A 14,929-nucleotide genomic window follows, 5' to 3' on the forward strand; every position below is an offset into this window, starting at 1 on the left:
CTATGCGCCATCACCTCAGCAACACCCGAACAAGTTCAATGCCGCTGCTGGCCTTGGCCGCTGCGCTGCTGACCGGCTGCGCCTCCAAAGGCCCGCAAGGTTATGGCGCCGCCGAACAAAGCACGGCAGCCCAAGCCCAGCAGCAAATGGAAAAGGCCGCTCAGCTGACCCAGATCGATCCGCAGCAGACTTATCTGAACCTGATTCGCCAGATGCAGCAGGCCAACCAGTGGTATGCGTCGCTGGCGCATACGCAGGCCTTTGAGCGCCAGTACGGCAGCCAGCCGCAGATCCGGCTGATGCGCGCCGATGCACTGCGCAATACCGGCCAGGGCCCATTGGCCGAGCAAGGCTACCAGGCGCTGCTGGCCGACGCCGACAGCAGCACCGTGGCCCGCGCGCGGCGCGGCCTGGGCCTGCTGTATGCCAGCCAGGCCCAGTACCCCAATGCCATTGCGCAACTCGAGATGGCGCGCCAGATCAACCCCATTGATGCCGATGTGCTGAGCGACCTGGCCTACGCCCATATGCTGGACGGCCAGACCGAGGCCGCCCATCTGCCAGTGTTGCAGGCAGCGCAGCTGGCCCCGGGCAATGCCCGGGTGCAGCTCAACCTGGCCCTCTACCTGATGGCCAGCGACCAGAAGGCACAGGCCTCGCAACTGCTGCAACGCCTGAGCCAGCCCGCCACCAAGAATGTGCCCGCGCTGATCGACGCGAACTCGATGCAGACCTTGCAGGCCCAACTGCAGACCGTGCAAACCGCCATGCGCCGGCGCAACGGGGGTGAGCTGCCAGCGCCAGTACCGGCTGCGGCGGCGCCCTTGGTGGACGGCGCAGCACTTGCGGTCAGCCCGCTTCCAGCTGTGGCTACAGACCCGATCGCGGCGCCGGCTGCAACGCCATCTGCAGGGCCTGCTGCCGGCCCTGGGCCTGCCGTGCCCACGGCCTTGCGCAGCACAGCCGCTGGCAACGACAGCCCGCACATCACCAATACCCCGGCACGCCCCATTGCGCCTTAGCACCACCAGGAGTAACTCATGTCTCAGTCCCTTTCTCTCCCCACCTGGCGTGCCGTGCTGCTGGGCCTTGCTGCTTGTGCGGGATTCTCGGTCACCGCGGTGCGTGCCGAATCCAGCCGCGCCGTGGCATCGGTCCAAGCCGAGGTGCCCAGCCTGGAGATGACACGGCCAGCGCATGTGGTGGAGATCGCCGAGCGCGCCTCGCCCGCCACGCAGCCCTATATTCCGCTGGCCACGGAGAACAGCAATCCTTCGCTGGAGAACCCCGTCATCTGGCGCAGCCGCCCGCTCATCATCGGCAACGCCACCGAGCGCCTGCTGGCCATGCAGACCGCATCGCCCGGCGTACACCCCCGCGCCATCGATGGCGAGCAGGCCAGCCGCAGCTACCAGCGCTACCTCAAGAGCTTTGAGACCAAGATCCCCGAGCGCTTTGAGACCGGCATGGATGTGAAGCAGTAACACTTACCGCCCAGGAGCCCGCCATGCGCCCGCACCCCACCCCGTTCATGCACCGCTGCAGGCGTTCGCGCCAGCAGCGCGGGGTATATGCGTTGGAGTGGGCGATCATCTTCCCGGTGTTTTTTGTGCTGCTCTACGGCATCGTCTGCTATGGCCTCACCTTTCTGGTGCGCCAGTCCATGCAGTACGCGGTCGAAGAAGGCGCCCGGGCGGCACTGCGCTACCCCAGCTCCACGATCATCGGCAGCAACCCGCCCACCTGGGCCTTTCGCAGCTTGCAGGCGCGCCGCACCACGGCCAATGCGCTCAGCTGGCTGCCCGCCGAGCTGCGGCCCGCCGAGGGCGATATCGACTTCACCCTTTGCCACCTGGCAGACACTGCCTGCAACCAGGACACTGCGCTCAATCCCGCGCTCGACTGCAATATCGAGACCCCTTGCCTGGTGCTGGTCAGCTACCGCATCGCCAACTACCGCCAGGGCGCGATTGCGCCGGCGATCCCGGGGCTGGGTCTCATACTGCCGGCCAGCCTGCAGGCCCAGGCCAGCTTGTTGGTTGACAGGAGGATGCTATGAAGCAGCCCTGCACCAGCCGCTGCGCAGGCGCACCGGGACCGCAGCGTGGCGTCGCGGCCATCGAGTTTGCCTTGATTGCGGTCTTCATGATCGTCATGCTGCTGGGCCTGACGGTGTACTGGCGGGCGTTCCAGGCGCAGCAGTCGCTCACGCGGGCAGCAGGAGATGGCGCGCGCGCCATTTTGGGTGTGCTGGCAGCGGGGGTCAGCGACCCCTGCCACCCCACGCAGGCCGCAGCCAACCGCGCCACCATCCAGCTGCGGGTGCTGCAATCGGTGCGCTCCAGCCTGGAGCGCAGTGACGTACCCGGTACCGTGGCCGACCAGCTCACGGTCAGCCCCATCCAGTGGCAAGCGGCCTGCCCCAGCACGGGCACCGGCAGCGCCACCTTTGAGCTGCGCTACCAGCTCGCGCCATTGTTTGGCACGCAGAGCGTGTGGGTCACCGAGCCCCGGCAGCTCTATGAAAAAAGCGTGGTGCACTTTGCATCGCTGCTGTAAGGAGGATCTGCACCATGTCCGCCTGTAGCCCCCTATCCCGCCAACGCGCCCTGCCCTTGGCCCAGCGCGGCGCCGTGCTGCTGCAGTTTGCGCTGCTCGCCGCGGTGCTGGTCACCTTGCTGGCCACTGTGCAGATTGGCTATATGTACTACGCCAAACGCGATCTGCAGCGCATCGCCGATGTGGCCGCGCTCGAAGCGGTCAATGCCATCACCTATGGCAACTCGGCCACCTGCGGGCTCGGCCAGGCGGCAGCCAACCAAAGCGTGACCACCCAGCTACGCCTGTCGCTGGACAATGAGCAGCGCCGCATCGACTGCGGCCACTGGGACAGCAGCAAGGCCGATGCGCTGCGCTTTGGCCTGGGCAGCAGCCCGATGAACGCGGTGCGCGTGCAGCTGCAAGGCGAGGTGCTGCAGCTGCTGCCCTTTGTGGGCTCGCGCCTGGTGGCAGCGGCTGCGACCGCCGCCAAGGACAGCGAGCCGGTGGCCGCGTTCTCGATCGGCTCGCAGCTGCTGCGCTTCAACAACAATGGCCTGCTGGGCCGCATCACCGCGCTGGTGGGGCTGGATATCCAGCGGCTCACCATCCTCGACAAGGACGGCATCGCCAATGCCAAGATCACGCCTTCGGGTCTGCTCAAGGTGCTGGGCCTGCCCATTGGCGTCAACGACCTGGCGTTGCTCACCCCCAATGACCTGGCCAATGTGAATGCCTCGGTGATCGACCTGATCGACGCGGCAATCAATGCCGGCAGCGACAGCCTGCTCAATGCCGGCGTCGACATTGCTGCGCTGGTCGATCTGCGCGCCTACCTGGCGGCCTTTCAGCTCGCCAACATCAAGCTGCCGCTGGGCGGTGACAAGGGCCTGCTGGCCGTCATCTCCGCAGGGGGCGCTGCCTCGCCCATCGGCGCGGGGCTCGATGCAGCTATTGGCCTGGGTGACCTGGTGCGCACCCACCTGGTCGCTGCCAACGGCACCAACAGCGTGGCGCTGGGCCTGGGGCTGCCGGGCATTCTGGACGCCAACCTCACCGTGGTGGAGCCACCACGCAATGCCATCGGCCCGGCCAATGGCCAGACCAAGGCGCGCAGCGCCCAGGTGCGACTGACCGTCAACATTGGTGAGCAAAAGAATGTCAGCACGCCCGGCCTGCTGACCGCACTGCTGGGCAACCTGCTGGGTATCCGCGTGCACATCCCCATTCAAGTCGATCTGGTGCGCAGCACCGGCACGCTCGAAGCCATCCAGTGCACACCAGCCCGCAATGACCGGCGGGCCAATATCTCCGTGCGCTCGGCGATTGGTGATGTCTGCATCGGCCAGTTGAATGCCAATGGCATCTGCCAAAAGACCGAGCTGGTGGACCTGAACCTGCTCAACCTGCTGGGCGGTCTGCGCGTGCAAAGCAAGCTGTCCACATCGCTGCTGCAAGGCGTCATCTACACATCGCCGCCCAATGCCCAGGCCTGCCCCTACAACAGCAGCAATGTGGACGAATGCCTGGTGGGCATGCAGGTGGACGTGGAGCGCTCCAGCGGCCCCAATGGGCTGCGCCTGGGCACGACGGTCAGCAATCTGTTGAAGCAGGTGCCCGCGTTGGTGGGCGATGTGCAGAACGCCGAGTACTACGGCGTGCTGGGCGGCCTGCTCGGGGGGCTGCTGGGCGGCTTGCTCGGCGGCCTCAATGCGCTGCTCAATGTGGTGGTCACGGTGGTCAGCGCCCTGCTTGCACCTCTGCTCAACACCATTGGCAGCGCACTGGACCTGCTGCTGCAGGGCCTGGGCATCGAGCTGGGCCGCGCCAGCGTGGATTTGCTGGGCATCCAATGCGATACCGCCCAGATCGTGCAATGAAGACAGGAGTGAGCGCAGCGACATGAAGAACCGAGGGAATAGAACGTGAATCAGAACGATTTGGTCATCTACGTCTGGGAAGGCCAAGCGGACATTGCAGAGCGCGTGGAGCGCTGCATGGTCAACTTGGATGTGGACGTGGTGCGCGCCGATGGCCTGAACCTGTCGCCCGTGGTGGCGCAAGGGGGCAACGCCATTGCGGTGGTGAGTGTGTCGGTGCTGGAAGGTGCGCGCTTCACGCGCCAGGGGATCGAGGGCAATTTTGGCGGCATGCCGGTGCTGTGGGTCAGCGCCAAGCCGCGTGGCGAAGGGCCGGGCACCTATGCCACCGAGTACTCCCATGTGCTGCCCTTTGACTTTACCGGCGCCGAGCTGCGCGCGATGCTGGTGCGCATTGTGCGGCGCCTGCAAAGCACCAAGCACAAGCAGCCGCGGGGCGACGACATCATCGCCGAGGCCGAGTGCATGCTGGCCCTGCTGCGCGATGTGGACACCTTTGCCGACTGCGAGCACAGCGTGCTGATCTTTGGCGAGACGGGCACCGGCAAGGAACGCGTGGCCGAACGCCTGCATGAACGCAACACGCACTACGGCCAGGGGCCCTTTGTCGTGGTCAACTGCGGCGCGATCCCCGACGGCCTCTTTGAGTCGCTGTTCTTTGGCCATGCCAAGGGCTCGTTCACCGGTGCGGTGACGGCGCACAAGGGCTTTTTCGAGCAGGCCAATGGCGGCACTCTGTTTCTGGATGAAATCGCCGACCTGCCGCTCTACCAGCAGGTCAAGCTGCTGCGCGTGCTCGAAGAGCGCACGGTCACCCGGCTGGGCGCCACATCGCCTGTGGCGCTGGATTTCCGCCTGGTAGCGGCCACCAACAAATCGCTGCGCGAGCTGGTGCATGCCGGGCGCTTCCGCGCCGATCTGTTCTTTCGCCTGGCGGTGATCGAGCTGCAGATGCCCAGCCTCGAAGAGCGGGGCGAGGCTGACAAGCTGGCCATCTTCAACAGCATTTTGCGCAAGGTGGTGGGCGAGGAGATGATGGAGCGCCTGGGCGGGCCGCCGATGTTCATTCTCGATGCGATTGCGCAGATGTACTTCCCCGGCAATGTGCGCGAGCTGCGCAACCTGGCCGAGCGCATTGGCGTGGCCGCCCGCCAGACCCAGGACTGGCATGCCGGCGGCGCCACCGATCGCCTCTTGCAGCAGGCCCAGAGCCTGTCGGCGGCGACCTTTCCGCTGGAGACCGCTGCGGCCGGGCCGCTGCTGGCCGAGCGCGGCAACTGGGACCAGGAAGAACGCAACCGCATCATCGAAGCGCTGCATGCCAACAGCTGGAAGCGCCAGAACACCGCCCAGCAGATGGGCATCAGCCGCAAGGTGCTGTGGGAAAAGATGCGCAAATACCAGATCTCGGACGGCGAGCCGCTGGTGCCCTTGGCACCGGCCGCTGCGCATGCCAATGACCACCTGCCCCTGTGACCCTTGACCCCGACCTTTTGCCGACCATGACAGACAAACCTCTGATCGTTTTTGTAGGTGCCGTCTACCCGAGCCAGTACAGCCTGCTGTGCAGCCACCTGCGTGCCCAGGGCATCGCAGATGCCTGGTTCATGACCACGCCCGGCCACAAGGCCAACCATGAAAAGCACTGCGACCACCTGCTGTCGTTCCAGCCCGACGGCCTGATCGTCGGCCCCCAGAGCTACTACTACTCGGACAAGGTCGAGCGCTCGGCGCGCATCTGCCGGGGCGTGCTCAAGGCGCTGGAAGACTTTGAAACCGCCCAGGGCCGCAAGATCGATGTGGTCGTCGCCCATTCGCTCTGGGGCGCGCCCAACTGGCTCTATGGCGAGCTGCAAGCCGCCATCATCAGCTATATCGAGTTCCCCAGCTACCTGGCCCATGGCTGGGATGCCGCCTACCCGCCCGACCAGGCCCAGCGCCTGGGCGACCGCAACACCGAAATGCTGAGCTTTCACCAGGTGCTGTGCAGCGACCTGACCATCGTGCCCAGCGCCTATGCGCGCTCGATGTTCCCGCCGCTATTGCAGGACCGGATTGCGGTGCAGTTCGAGGGCTTTGATATCCAGCCGCCGCTGCGCAATTTCAGCACGGCCAGCAATGAAGCATCCAAATCGGGCGGCGGCGGCAAGCCCTTTACGATCGCGTTCTCGGCGCGCGATCTCTCGAGTGCCAAGGGTTTCGAGACCTATATCCGGCTGGTGGACCGCATGGTGCGCGAAGGCGATGGCCAGAACACGCGCTTTATCGCCATAGGGGATGCCAAGGCCTCCACCTATGGCTATGAGCAGCAATGGGTGGAGCGGCGCTATGGCGGCAAGGTGGAAAGCTTTCGCGACCACCTGCTCAAGGTCTACCCCGCCGCCGATGTGATCGAGTTCCCCGGCCACCTGCCCTATGCGCAGTTCTCGGCGCTGCTCGCCGAGGTCGATCTCTTCCTCTACCCTTTGCGCTATGGCGTGGCCAACTGGGGGCTGATGGAGATCCTGGCGCGCGGGGGCTGCGTGATTGGCTCCAACTGGGGCTTTGCGCCCGAGCTGATCACCCACAACGTCAACGGCCTCTTGCTGCCCGACAACGACGACGACTGGATTGAGGCGATACGGCAGCTGCGCCGCGACCCGGCCCGGCGCCAGCGCTATGCCCTGGCCGCGCTGGAGACCGGCAAGGCCTACCATATCGCCAAGGTGGCGCCCCGCTTTATGGCGCTGTTTGCGCGGGCCATGGCCAACCGCAAGGCGCCGCTGGTGGCGCCGCGCTGACCGGAGCTGTTATCTAGACCGCTTGCTTCCAACGCGCGAAGCCCTGCGCGCGCAACGCACAGGCCGGGCATTCGCCGCAGCCATAGCCCCAGTCATGGCGCTCGCTGCGGTCGCCCCGGTAGCAGGTGTGGGTGTCTTCCTGTACCAGGGCCGTCAAAGGGTCTCCGCCCAGGTCCTGCGCCAGCTGCCAGGTCGCGGCCTTGTCGATCCACATCAGGGGGGTCTCTACCACCAACTGGCGGCCCAGGCCCAGGCTGAGCGCCACCTGCATGGCCTTCATCGTGTTGTCGCGGCAGTCGGGGTAGCCGGAGAAATCGGTCTCGCACATGCCGCCGACCAGCACCGTGCACTGGCGGCGGTAGGCCACCGCAGAGGCCAAAGTCAAAAACACCAGGTTGCGCGCCGGCACAAAGGTGTTGGGCAGGCCGTCGGCCTGGTAGGCCAGCGCGGCATCGCTGGTCAGCGCCGTGTCGCTGATCTGGCCGAGCACATCGATGTTCAGCAGGTGGTCCTCCCCCAGCTTCGCCGCCCACTGCGGGAACTGCGCGCGCAGGTGGGCCAGCACGGTGCCACGGCACTCCAGCTCCACCCGGTGGTTCTGGCCGTAGTCAAAGCCAATCGTTTCGACCTGGGCATAGCGGCTCAAGGCCCAAGCCAGGCAGACGGTGGAATCCTGTCCACCCGAAAAAAGTACCAGCGCCTTGGCGTCTTGCATGCTGCGCTTCTCCATCCATCAAAAATCAAAAAACCAGGCTTGTGTTGGCAGGGGCCAGACTCAGCGCCCGCCCCAGGCCGTGCTGGCATCGGTGAGCGCATCGTCGCGCGTGGCCGAGAGTATCGCGTCGAGCAGGCCGGGAAAACGGGCATCGAGGTCCTCGCGCCGCAGCGACAGCAGGTTCTCGCGCCCCACGGGGCGCTGCCAGATCACGCCGCTGCTGCGCAGCACGCGCCAGTGGTGCGTCATGGTCGATTTGGTCTGGTCGCGCAAAAGCGCCGTGCAGCTGCGCTCCTGGCCATCGGCCAGCACACGCACGACCGCCAGGCGCGTGGGGTTGCCCAGGGCGGTGAGCACATTTTCCAAATGGATCTGCGCAGCTTCAGGGTGGTGAGGGATCATCCGGGGTCCATGCGCCAACGAGGCGCGTGCATCGGCCTGCCAGGCCAGTTCAAAGGGCGCCATTCTGCCTGCGTCTGCACGCCCGGCAGCAAGATGGGCCCTATTGTCCCCAATCGGGCAATACCCATGTTAACAGTACGATTGTCTTCGTACTATTAATATCATCCTTTTCTGGCCCTGTGCCGGTGCTGTCTTGAAGGCGCCGGATGTCGCAAAGTGGGAGCGCGCAGGGCTGTAACAAGCAGCTGAATCCAGCTGAAAAAACCGACCCAAGGAGGTCAACATGGCCCGCCATACCCCCATAGAACGCTATCGCAACATCGGCATCTCTGCGCACATCGATGCCGGAAAAACCACGACGACCGAGCGCATCCTGTTCTATACCGGGGTGAGCCACAAGCTGGGCGAGGTGCATGATGGCGCCGCCACAATGGACTGGATGGCCCAGGAGCAAGAGCGCGGCATCACGATCACCTCGGCCGCGACGACGGCCTTCTGGTCGGGCATGGAACGCAACTTTGCGGCGCACCGCATCAACATCATCGACACCCCCGGTCACGTGGACTTCACGATCGAGGTCGAGCGCTCCATGCGCGTGCTCGACGGCGCCGTCATGGTCTATGACTCGGTGGGCGGGGTGCAGCCGCAGTCCGAAACCGTCTGGCGCCAGGCCAACAAGTACAAGGTGCCGCGCCTGGCCTTTGTCAACAAGATGGACCGCATTGGTGCGGACTTCTTCCGCGTGCGCCAGATGATGGTGGACCGCCTCAAAGCCAACCCTGTGCCCATCGTGATTCCGATTGGTGCCGAGGCCGAGTTCTCGGGCGTGATCGACCTGATCAAGATGAAGGCCATCATCTGGGACGAGGCCTCGCAGGGCATGAAGTTCGAGTACCGGGAGATTCCCGCCGAGCTGCAGGCGACGGCGCAGGAGTGGCGCACCAAGATGGTGGAAGCCGCTGCCGAAGCGAGCGAAGCGCTGACCGACAAGTACCTGAGCGATGGTGATCTGCCCGAGGCCGACATCATTGCCGGCTTGCGCCTGCGCACGATTGCCACCGAGATCCAGCCCATGCTGTGTGGCTCGGCCTTCAAGAACAAGGGTGTGCAGCGCCTGCTGGACGCCGTGGTCGAGCTCATGCCGTCGCCGCTGGATGTGCCTGCGGTGACCGGCCACAGCGAAGACGAGAACGACAGCACGGTGCTCACGCGCCGCGCCGACGATGGCGAGAAGTTCTCTGCCCTCGCCTTCAAGCTGATGACCGATCCCTTTGTGGGCCAGCTGACCTTTGTGCGCGTCTACTCGGGCGTGCTCAGCAAGGGCGACCTGGTCTACAACCCGATCCGTGGCCGCAAGGAGCGCATTGGCCGCATCGTGCAGATGCATGCCAATGAGCGCCAGGAAATCGACGAGATCCGCGCCGGCGACATTGCCGCCTGCGTGGGCCTCAAGGAGGTGACCACCGGTGAGACCTTGAGCGACCCGAGCGCGCCCATCATCCTGGAGCGCATGTCCTTTCCTGAGCCCGTCATCGCGCAAGCGATCGAGCCCAAGACCAAGGCCGACCAGGAAAAGATGGGCATTGCGCTGTCGCGCCTGGCCGCCGAGGATCCGTCGTTCCGCGTGCGCACCGATGAGGAATCGGGCCAGACCATCATCGCCGGCATGGGCGAGCTGCACCTGGAGATCATCGTCGACCGCATGAAGCGGGAGTTCAATGTGGAGGCCAATGTGGGCAAGCCCCAGGTGGCCTACCGCGAGACCATCCGCAACACGGTCAAGGATGTGGACGGCAAGTTTGTGCGCCAGTCGGGCGGCAAGGGCCAGTATGGCCATGTGGTCTTCACCCTGGAGCCGATGGCGTCCGGCGACGGCTTTGCGTTTGTCGACGAGATCAAGGGCGGTGTGGTGCCGCGCGAGTACATCCCCGCCGTTGAGAAAGGCGTGCGCGAGGCGCTGGCAACCGGCGTGCTGGCCGGCTACCCGGTGGTGGATGTGCGTGTGCGCCTCACTTTTGGTTCGTACCACGATGTGGACTCGTCCGAGCAGGCCTTCAAGATGGCGGCCATCTTCGGCTTCAAGGAAGGCATGAAGAAGGCCAACCCGGTCATCCTGGAGCCGATGATGGCCGTCGAGGTCGAAACGCCCGAGGACTATGCCGGCACGGTGATGGGCGACCTGTCATCGCGCCGGGGCATGGTCCAGGGCATGGATGACATCGCCGGTGGCGGCAAGAGCATCAAGGCCGAGGTCCCCTTGTCCGAGATGTTTGGCTATGCCACGCAGCTGCGCTCGATGACGCAGGGCCGCGCAACCTACACGATGGAGTTCAAGCGCTACACCGAAGCGCCAGCCCATGTGGTAGCCGGTATTGCGACCCGGTCGAACCGCTAAGCGACCGGAGATGCCAGCTGCTGCTGGCTGAACCCAGGCCCACCGCCCACCAGGCTGTGGGCCTGTTTTTTGTCCGCTGTCCGCCTGCGCTCACGCAAGTGCCCGGCCAGATGGCTGGGCTGCCTTGCCTTTCGACACCAGCCAATGCGCCACTAAGTTACATCCACAAATCGCTCTGCGAGCCAGTCAATAAACACCCGCAGCCGCGCCGACGGCTGGCGGCTGTAGGGGTGCAGCACCGAGACGGGCATCGGCGGCGGTGGCAGATCGGGCAGCACCTCCAGCAACTCGCCCTCTTGCAGCGCCTGCGCAATGCGGTAGCGCGGCACCTGCACCATCCCCAAGCCTGCCAGCGCAGCGCCGGTGTACAGATCGGCGCCGTTGACGGTGATGCTAGGTCTCAAGCGGCGCTCGACCACCTGCTTGCCCACGCAAAACTCCAGCGCCACCGGCCGGCCCGTGGCGCTGGAGACATAGGCCACAGCGGCATGCTGCGCCAGGTCATCGAGCGACTGCGGCAGGCCATGGCGCTGGGCATAGGCACGGCTGACGACCGTCACCTGGCGCAGCGACGCCACCTGGCGCCCGATCAGCGATGAGCTTTGCAGGCTGCCGGCCCGCAGCACGCAGTCCACCCCTTCGCGTACCAGGTCCACCAGCCGGTCGTCTTCGGCCATGTGCAGTTGCACCTCCGGGTACTGGTCCGCAAACGCCCCCAGATGCGGCATCACAAAAAAGCGCGCCAAGGTGCCCTGCAGGTTGACCCGCAGCAAGCCCTGCGGCGGCGCATGGCGAAAGGCGCTCTCGGCCTCCTGCAGATCGGCCAGCAGCCGGGTGCAGCGGCGGTAGTAGTCCTCACCTTCGGCCGTCAGCCGCACCTGGCGCGTGGTGCGGTCCAGCAGGCGCGCGCCCACCCGCGCTTCCAGCCGCTGGACCAGGTTGGTCACCGTGGCACGCGGAATCTGCAGATCATCCGAGGCCTGCGCAAAGCTGCTGCGGTCGGCCACCCGCACAAATACCTGCATTTCCTGAAAGCGGTCCATCGCAGCAACGCCAACCCAAAGCGGCGTAGATTATTGAAGTAAACCGAATTATAAAATTCAAATCAGTGCAATGATCTTTTGAATGGAATAGTGAAAAATCCAACCATTCGATCAACGATATGAAAGCAGACATGACCAAGCCCACATCCATTGCCCTGATCACCGGCGCATCGCGCGGCATCGGTGCCACCATTGCCCGGCGCCTGGCCCACGACGGCCATGCCATCGCCATCAACTACGCCAACAACGCGCAAGAGGGCGAAGCACTGGCCCAGGCGCTGGTGCAAGAAGGTGGCCAAGCGATGGCCATCCGCGCCGATATCTCGCAGGCTGACCAGGTACAGGCGATGTTCAGCGCCGTCGAGAAGCAGCTGGGCCAGATTGATGTGCTCGTCAACAACGCCGGCGTGCTCGCCACCAGCACCCTGGCCGAGACCAGCGATGCGCTGTTTGCCAAGACCTTTGCGATCAACACCCAGGGCGTGTTCAACACGCTGCGCGAAGCGGCCACGCGCCTCAACACAGGCGGGCGCATCATCAACCTCTCGACCACCGCGCTGGCGCTGAACCTGCCCGGCTACGCGATCTACAACGGCAGCAAGGCTGCAGTCGAGGCCTTTACCCGCGTGTTCGCCAAGGAGCTGCGCGGCCGCCAGATCACCGTCAACGCGGTAGCCCCCGGCCCGGTCGCCACCGAGCTGTTCTTTGCCGGCAAGAGCGAGGCGCAAATTGAGCACTTTGCCAAGATGCCGCCGCTGGAGCGCCTGGGCGAGCCCGAGGACATCGCGGCCGTGGTCGCCTTTTTGGCGAGCAAGGAGTCGGGCTGGATCAACGGGCAGGTGCTGCGCGCCAATGGCGGCGTGGCCTAAATCGCCACCCCACTCTGCAAGACACCCGGGTTGAGGCGCCTTGCCTCACCACTCCGCCACACTGCCATCGGCATGGCGCCATACCGGGTTGCGCCAACGGTGGCCCTCTTTGGCGCGCTCGGCCACATAGGCCTCGTTCACCTCGATGCCCAGGCCCGGGCCGCCGGGCATCGCCACATAGCCGTCCTGGTAGTCAAAGGCATCGCGGTTGTGCACGTAGTCGAGCAGGTCATTGCCCTGGTTGTAGTGGATGCCCAGGCTTTGCTCCTGGATGAAGGCGTTGTAGCAGACCGCATCGATCTGCAGGTTGGCCGCCAGCGCAATCGGGCCCAGCGGGCAATGCAGCGCAACGGCCACATCGTAGGCCTCGGCCATTGCGGCGATCTTGCAGGTCTCGGTGATGCCACCGGCATGCGACGGATCGGGCTGGATGATGTCGACACCGCCCTGCGCAAACACGCGCTTGAAATCCCAGCGCGAATAGAGGCGCTCGCCCAGTGCAATCGGAGCGGCGCCAAGGGCGGCGAGTTCGGGGATCACCTCCAGGTGCTCGCTGAGCACGGGCTCTTCGATGAACATCAGGTTGAAGTCGCGCAGCTCGCGCATCAGTACCTTGGCCATGGGCTTGTGCACCCGGCCGTGGAAGTCCACGCCAATGCCGATGTGCTTGCCCACCGACTCGCGGATCATCGCCACATTGGCCACAGCCTGCTCCACCTTGGCGTGGCTGTCGATGTACTGCATCTCCTCGGTGCCATTCATCTTGACGGCGGTAAAGCCCCGCGCCACGGCGGCTTGCGCTTGCGCCGCCGTGTCAGCCGGGCGGTCGCCGCCAATCCAGGAGTAGACGCGGATACGGTCGCGCACCTTGCCGCCCAAGAGCTCATGCACGGGCACACCCAGCGCCTTGCCCTTGATGTCCCACAGCGCCTGGTCGACGCCAGCAATAGCACTCATCATCACCGGCCCGCCTCGGTAGAAGCCGGCGCGGTACATCACATTCCACAGGTCCTGCACGTTGCGCGGGTCGCGGCCCACCAAGTAGTCGGAGAGTTCCTCGACCGCTGCAGCCACGGTGTGGGCGCGGCCTTCGACCACCGGCTCGCCCCAGCCAACGATGCCCTCGTCGGTTTCGATCTTGAGAAAGCACCAGCGCGGTGGCACGATAAAGGTGGTGAGCTTGACGATTTTCATGGGAAGAACTGAGAAAAATGAGGGTGGGAATCAGCAGTGGTGGCTGGGGCTGGTGCGCAGGCTCACTCAAAGTCCAGCAGCACCTTCATCGCCTGCGAGCGGTCGGCCGCCAGCGCAAAGGCGCGGGCCGAATCGCGGTAGGACAAGGTGGCGGAGATCAGCGGCTTCACATCGACCAGCCCCTTGTTGAGCAGGGCCACCGCAGTGGCAAACTCCTCATGGAAGCGGAACGAGCCGCGCCAGTCGAATTCCTTGGCCACCAGCGTGTTGATCGGCAAGGTCATCTCGGCACCGGCCAGCCCCAGCTGCACGATGGTGGCGCGCGGGCGCAGCACATCGAAGGCGCCGCGCAAGGCATGCGGGTTGCCGCTGGCCTCGAACAGCACATCGAACTGGCCCTTGTCGGCCGCATAACGGGCCAGGCCATCGGACGACTCGCCCACATGCACGACCTCATCGGCGCCCACCTGCAAGGCCTTGGCCAGCGGGTGCGCGCTCATGTCGGTAGCCACAATGTGCGCGGCGCCTGCGCGGCGCGCGGCGATGATGGCCAGCGCACCAATCGGCCCACATCCCGTCACCAGCACCTTACGGCCCAGCAGCGGGCCGGCCCGCTGCACGCCATGCAGCGCAACTGCCAGCGGCTCGGCCATGGCCCCTTCGGCATCGCTCACCTGCGCGGCCAGCAGATGGGCCTGGTGCGCCTCGATGACGATCTGCTGGCGAAACGCCCCTTGCACATGGGGCGTGCGCATCGCGCTGCCGTAGTAACGCATGTCCAGGCAGTGGTTTTGCAGGCCCATCTGGCAAAAGCGGCACTGGCCGCAGGGCCAGCTGGGGCTGACTGCGATGCGCTGGCCGGCAGAAAAGCCTTGCACATCAGCGCCTACCGATTCGATGACGCCCGAGACCTCATGGCCCAGCACCATCGGCTCCTTGATGCGCACCGTGCCAAAGCCGCCGTGCTGGTAGTAATGCAGGTCAGAGCCGCAGATGCCGCCGCAGCGCACCCGCACCAGCATCTGGCCAGGCCCGGGCGCAGGCGCGGGGACGGATTGCACCCGCAGATCGCCGGGTGCGTGGATAACGAGCGCTTCCATATCAGAAATTCCT

Annotated in this window: 14 protein-coding genes; 9 read left to right on the forward strand and 5 right to left on the reverse strand. The window is 65.2% G+C overall.

Going from position 1 to position 14,929, the window contains the following annotated elements:
• Positions 1-2 precede the first annotated feature (2 nt).
• From N4T19_RS05965 to N4T19_RS05995, 7 genes are read left to right on the forward strand one after another with little or no spacing between them, the layout of a single operon-like run.
• Positions 3-1,022: a tetratricopeptide repeat protein gene (locus tag N4T19_RS05965; RefSeq protein ID WP_260719686.1), complete on the forward strand. Its 1,020-nt coding sequence runs from the start codon at positions 3-5 to the stop codon at positions 1,020-1,022.
• An 18-nt stretch (positions 1,023-1,040) separates the two neighbouring features.
• Positions 1,041-1,484 (forward strand): DUF3613 domain-containing protein, encoded by a 444-nt coding sequence (locus N4T19_RS05970; protein ID WP_260719687.1) that lies wholly within the window; start codon positions 1,041-1,043, stop codon positions 1,482-1,484.
• Positions 1,485-1,507: 23 nt separating this feature from the next.
• A complete protein-coding gene (locus tag N4T19_RS05975; RefSeq protein ID WP_116924060.1) occupies positions 1,508-2,059 on the forward strand; it encodes a TadE/TadG family type IV pilus assembly protein in 552 nt (183 codons plus the stop codon).
• Complete coding sequence (locus tag N4T19_RS05980; RefSeq protein ID WP_116924061.1) at positions 2,056-2,559, forward strand: TadE/TadG family type IV pilus assembly protein; 504 nt, start codon at positions 2,056-2,058, stop codon at positions 2,557-2,559. Before N4T19_RS05975 ends, N4T19_RS05980 begins: the two co-directional genes overlap by 4 nt.
• A gap of 14 nt (positions 2,560-2,573) precedes the next feature.
• Complete coding sequence (locus N4T19_RS05985; RefSeq protein ID WP_260719688.1) at positions 2,574-4,418, forward strand: TadG family pilus assembly protein; 1,845 nt, start codon at positions 2,574-2,576, stop codon at positions 4,416-4,418.
• 45 nt (positions 4,419-4,463) lie between these two features.
• Positions 4,464-5,894, forward strand: coding sequence for a sigma 54-interacting transcriptional regulator (locus N4T19_RS05990; protein ID WP_260719689.1), 1,431 nt, complete (start codon positions 4,464-4,466; stop codon positions 5,892-5,894).
• A 26-nt stretch (positions 5,895-5,920) separates the two neighbouring features.
• Positions 5,921-7,198: a glycosyltransferase gene (locus tag N4T19_RS05995; RefSeq protein ID WP_260719690.1), complete on the forward strand. Its 1,278-nt coding sequence runs from the start codon at positions 5,921-5,923 to the stop codon at positions 7,196-7,198.
• 13 nt (positions 7,199-7,211) lie between these two features.
• Here N4T19_RS05995 and queC read toward each other — a convergent pair whose 3' ends face one another.
• Both queC and N4T19_RS06005 read right to left on the reverse strand, forming a co-directional pair.
• Complete coding sequence (queC, locus tag N4T19_RS06000; RefSeq protein WP_260719691.1) at positions 7,212-7,913, reverse strand: 7-cyano-7-deazaguanine synthase QueC; 702 nt, start codon at positions 7,911-7,913, stop codon at positions 7,212-7,214.
• A gap of 60 nt (positions 7,914-7,973) precedes the next feature.
• Positions 7,974-8,315: an ArsR/SmtB family transcription factor gene (locus tag N4T19_RS06005; protein WP_116924466.1), complete on the reverse strand. Its 342-nt coding sequence runs from the start codon at positions 8,313-8,315 to the stop codon at positions 7,974-7,976.
• A 283-nt stretch (positions 8,316-8,598) separates the two neighbouring features.
• Here N4T19_RS06005 and fusA point away from each other — a divergent pair, with 283 nt between their 5' ends.
• A complete protein-coding gene (gene fusA / locus N4T19_RS06010; protein WP_116924065.1) occupies positions 8,599-10,710 on the forward strand; it encodes an elongation factor G in 2,112 nt (703 codons plus the stop codon).
• A gap of 152 nt (positions 10,711-10,862) precedes the next feature.
• Here the strand turns inward: fusA and N4T19_RS06015 are convergent, their stop codons facing one another.
• Positions 10,863-11,753, reverse strand: a complete 891-nt coding sequence (locus N4T19_RS06015; protein WP_116924066.1) for a LysR family transcriptional regulator — start codon at positions 11,751-11,753, stop codon at positions 10,863-10,865.
• Positions 11,754-11,884: 131 nt separating this feature from the next.
• Here N4T19_RS06015 and N4T19_RS06020 point away from each other — a divergent pair, with 131 nt between their 5' ends.
• Positions 11,885-12,622, forward strand: coding sequence for an SDR family oxidoreductase (locus tag N4T19_RS06020; protein ID WP_207788032.1), 738 nt, complete (start codon positions 11,885-11,887; stop codon positions 12,620-12,622).
• A 45-nt stretch (positions 12,623-12,667) separates the two neighbouring features.
• On the opposite strand, the gene dgoD is transcribed toward N4T19_RS06020, so the two are convergent.
• On the reverse strand, positions 12,668-13,816 hold the full coding sequence (gene dgoD, locus N4T19_RS06025; RefSeq protein WP_182341821.1) for a galactonate dehydratase: 1,149 nt from the start codon (positions 13,814-13,816) through the stop codon (positions 12,668-12,670).
• Positions 13,817-13,878: 62 nt separating this feature from the next.
• Complete coding sequence (locus tag N4T19_RS06030) at positions 13,879-14,916, reverse strand: L-idonate 5-dehydrogenase (RefSeq protein ID WP_182341824.1); 1,038 nt, start codon at positions 14,914-14,916, stop codon at positions 13,879-13,881.
• Positions 14,917-14,929: the final 13 nt, after the last annotated feature.

The sequence above is a fragment of the Comamonas squillarum genome (genome assembly GCF_025309455.1).
Lineage (GTDB): Bacteria > Pseudomonadota > Gammaproteobacteria > Burkholderiales > Burkholderiaceae_C > Comamonas > Comamonas squillarum.